4 protein-coding genes are annotated in these 3,586 nt (G+C 73.4%); 3 read left to right on the forward strand and 1 reads right to left on the reverse strand.

Features of this window, described 5'->3' with window-relative positions:
• The first annotated feature begins 110 nt into the window (after positions 1–110).
• Positions 111–1,028, forward strand: a complete 918-nt coding sequence (locus tag ACFWY6_RS44760; protein WP_384703494.1) for a sensor histidine kinase — start codon at positions 111–113, stop codon at positions 1,026–1,028.
• Positions 1,029–1,118: 90 nt separating this feature from the next.
• Here the strand turns inward: ACFWY6_RS44760 and ACFWY6_RS44765 are convergent, their stop codons facing one another.
• Entirely contained in the window at positions 1,119–1,793 is a 675-nt protein-coding gene (locus tag ACFWY6_RS44765) for an NADPH-dependent FMN reductase (RefSeq protein ID WP_384703497.1), read from the reverse strand.
• A 118-nt stretch (positions 1,794–1,911) separates the two neighbouring features.
• Here ACFWY6_RS44765 and ACFWY6_RS44770 point away from each other — a divergent pair, with 118 nt between their 5' ends.
• The gene (locus tag ACFWY6_RS44770) at positions 1,912–2,700 is read left to right on the forward strand and encodes an aminotransferase class IV (protein ID WP_384703500.1); all 789 of its coding nucleotides are present in this window, start codon (positions 1,912–1,914) and stop codon (positions 2,698–2,700) included.
• 275 nt (positions 2,701–2,975) lie between these two features.
• Positions 2,976–3,515 carry a hypothetical protein gene (locus ACFWY6_RS44775; RefSeq protein WP_384703503.1) on the forward strand — a complete coding sequence of 180 codons (540 nt, stop codon included), beginning with the start codon at positions 2,976–2,978 and terminating at the stop codon, positions 3,513–3,515.
• Positions 3,516–3,586 lie beyond the last annotated feature (71 nt).

Raw genomic sequence — 3,586 nt, forward strand, 5'->3', positions numbered from 1 at the left:
GGCGGGGGGGGGGGGCCGCGGTTGCGGGGCGGCGCACCCCCCCCCACGACTGGGGCGCCCCCCCCCCCGCGTTGGGGGGGGGGCGGCGGGTCGGCGACCATGTCCTTTCCGTGCGGGAGCCGCTGGGCGAACAGGCCGCCGAGATGGCCGAGTTCGACCGGCAGCTGATCGTCTCGGGGGCCGTGGTCGTGGTGCTCGCCGCGCTCGGCGGTGCCGGCCTGGCCAGCCGGCTCAGCCGCGAACTGCGGACCGCGGCGGCCACCGCGCGCCGCATCAGCCAGGGCGATCTTGACGCCCGTATCGGCCATCCGCGGTCGCCGGACGTCCAGGGCGGCACCGGGCACGGCAAGGACGAGGTGGCCGAACTGGCCGCCGCGGTCGACACGATGGCCGCGTCCCTGCAGCGGCGCCTGGTGGCCGAGCAGCGCTTCACCGCCGATGTCGCCCACGAGCTGCGCACCCCGCTGACCGGGCTGCACACGGCGGCCGAGCTGCTGCCCCGCTGCCGCCCCACGGAGCTCGTGCTCGACCGGGTGCAGGCCCTGCGCACCCTCACGGAGGATCTGCTCGAAGTGGCGCGGCTCGACGCGGAGGTGGAGCGGCCCGACCTGGAGGTGCATCCGCCGGCCGAGCTGGTCGAGGGGATCGTCCGGCGGTCGGGGTACGGGGTGAAGTTCGTCGCCGCGGGCCCTGACGACGTCTTCGTACGCACCGACGCGCGCCGCCTGGAGCGGATCGTCGCCAACCTCGTGGCGAACGCCCGCAGGCACGGCGCGGACCCGGTGGAGGTGCGGGTCGCCGGGCCCGTGGTCACGGTCAGCGACCAGGGACCCGGCTTCCCCAAGCATCTCCTCGCGGACGGCCCGCGGCGCTTCCAGACCGGCGCGCGGGAGCGCGGCCAGGGCACGGGCCTCGGTCTGACCATCGCGTTCGGCCAGGCGCAGGTGATCGGCGCGCGCGTGGAGCTGAGCAATGCGGAGCCCTGCGGGGCCGTGGCGGCGGTGCACCTGCCGGAGGCCGACGGCTGAGAGCTCCACTGGAAGTGCCGTGCTGGACCCGCGGGCCGGTGGGGGCTTGTCGCGCAGTTCCCGCGCCCCTTCGGGGGCCAACTTCAGTCCTCAACTGCCGTAAGGGCGCACATCCTTGGCGCTGCGCAGCGCCCAGGCCCACCACTGCAGCTGGTCGAGCATCGCCTTCGCGGCGGCGTCGGGACCGGTCGGGTCCCTGTGGGTGCCGTCGGCATCGAAGAGGCCGCCCGCGTTGTGGAAGGAGACGGTGTCGCGGATGGTGTGGGTGTGCAGCTCGGCGAAGACCGGGCGCAGATGCTCGACCGCGCGCAGGCCGCCGGAGAGCCCTCCGTAGGAGACGAAGGCGAGGGGTTTGGCCCGCCACTCGGCGTGGTGCCAGTCGATGAGGGCCTTCAGCGACGCGGGGTAGGAGTGGTTGTACTCGGGGGTGAGGACGACGAAGGCGTCGGCGGCGGCCAGCTTCGGGGTGACCTTCTCCAGTTCGGCGACCACTTCGGGCGACGGGTCGAAGGAGAGCGCGGTCGGCAGCCGGGAATCGGCCAGGTCGACGACGTCCACCTCGAAGTCCGTGCGCTCGCCGAGCCGGGACAGCAGCCAGTCGGCGACGGTCGGCCCGAAGCGGCCCTCGCGGTTGCTGCCGATGATGACGGTGACGCGCAAGGGGGTGGTGGCAGCTGCGCCGACGGCAGCTGTGTCCTGTGCGGGCGTGTCGTGTGCGGGCGCGTCGTGTGCGGGCGTGTCGTGTGCAGGCGTGTTCTGAGTCATGGGGAAGAGCCTCGTATCTCAACCTTGCTTGAGGTCAAGTCGCTCCCGTGGCCGATCTCGCGCCGGGCTTCAAGAGCGGGTCTCCGCGGGGTCCCCGCCACCTCGTACGGTGAGAGCCATGACAACTCCCGCGCTGGTACAGCGCCTTGAGATCGACGGCCGGGCCGCCACCGCCGACCGGCTGCTCCTGCCCGCGCTCGGCGCCGTCGGACACTTCACCGCCATGCAGGTCAGGGGCGGCGCGGTGCAGGGGCTCGCGCTGCATCTGGCCCGGCTCGGCGCGGCGACGCGCGAGCTCTTCGGCCATGATCTCGACGGCGAGTACGTCCGCGGCCTCATCCGGCACGTACTGCGCGACGACATCACCGACGCGTCCGTACGCGTCCTCGTCCACGCCTCCGCCGACGGCGAACCGACCGTGATGGTCACCGTCCGGGCGCCGGGCCGGATGCCGGCCGACGCGCAGGCCCTGCAGTCGGTGCCCTACCTGCGGCCCTTCCCGCACATCAAGCACCTGGGCGGCTTCGGACAGGCCCGCTACGGAGAGCTCGCGCGGCGGGCCGGCTTCGACGACGCGCTGCTCACCGGGCCCGACGGGACGATCAGCGAGGGCGCCGTCACGAACATCGCGTTCTACGACGGGACGCAGGTCGTCTGGCCGGACGCCCCCTGCCTGGCCGGCATCACCATGCAGCTGATCGAGCCACGTCTCGCGGACGCGGGGCTGCCCACGCGGCACGGCCCGGTCACCCTCGCGGACCTGCCGTCGTACACGGCCGCCTTCGTCACCAACGCACGCGGCATCGCGCCGGTGCGGCGGATCGACGACACGAAGTTCGCGGTCGACGCGAAGCTGATGCGGGCCGTGACGGAGGCGTACGAGAGCGCCCCCTGGGACAGGGTCTGAGCCGGCATCAGGTCCCTCGCGGGGCGCCCGGGTCACCCATTCACAGGCGCCCCGCACCCCCTTCGGATTCTTCCCCGCGACACGCCGGGTGACCTGCTGGAACGTATCCGTCGAAACGTCAGAAGCCGCTCCGCCGCAGAGTTTCTGACGGATCTTCAGGAGGCGTGCTCCGGCAAGTGCCACTTACCTCGGTAGAGCGGGGTTCGACCGACGCAGCGGCACTTGGGGTTGCCGCGGGCCGTGCCCTCTGAAGGCCCCTCGGAGGAGCGAGCACGATGCGCACAGCCCGCCTGCTGACCACCGCCGCGCTAGCCGTCGCATCGGCGGGTCTGCTCGCGCCGCCCGCCGCGCTCGCCGCCGGCGGGGGCCTGGAGGTCTTTCCGTCCACGGTCACTCCCGGCACCACCGTCACGGTGAACACCACCGCGTGCGGCAGCGACGGGACCGCGACGGGCGACGCGAGCGCGGTGGGCGCGGGCGCCTTCACGCTGGCGCCGAGCACGCACGAGGAGAACGCGATCGGGCAGTTCAAGGTGCCGCCGTCGGCGCAGCCCGGCACCTACGAGATCGTCGCGAAATGCTCGGGCTCCGGCTCGGGCGGCAAGGAGGTGGCGGGCGATCTGGTCGTGACGATCACGTCCACGGCCGCCGCCCGTGAGCAGCAGCTCACCCCGAAGGGACATGTGAAGACGGGGGTCGGCGGCGCTCTCGGCCCCGACCCCGTGCAGACCGCGGCGGGTGTGGCGGCGCTTGCCGTGGCCGCCGCGGGCGGTACCTGGCTCCTGCATCGCCGGGCGAGAGGCGACAGGATCTGACGGACACCCTCCGCTGTCCACCGGTACCGCAAGCCCCCTCCCCCGCCCGGCCCGCGATGTCCCTCGCGGAC

Origin of the sequence: Streptomyces sp. NPDC059037, from assembly GCF_042740015.1 — a bacterium.
Lineage (GTDB): Bacteria > Actinomycetota > Actinomycetes > Streptomycetales > Streptomycetaceae > Streptomyces.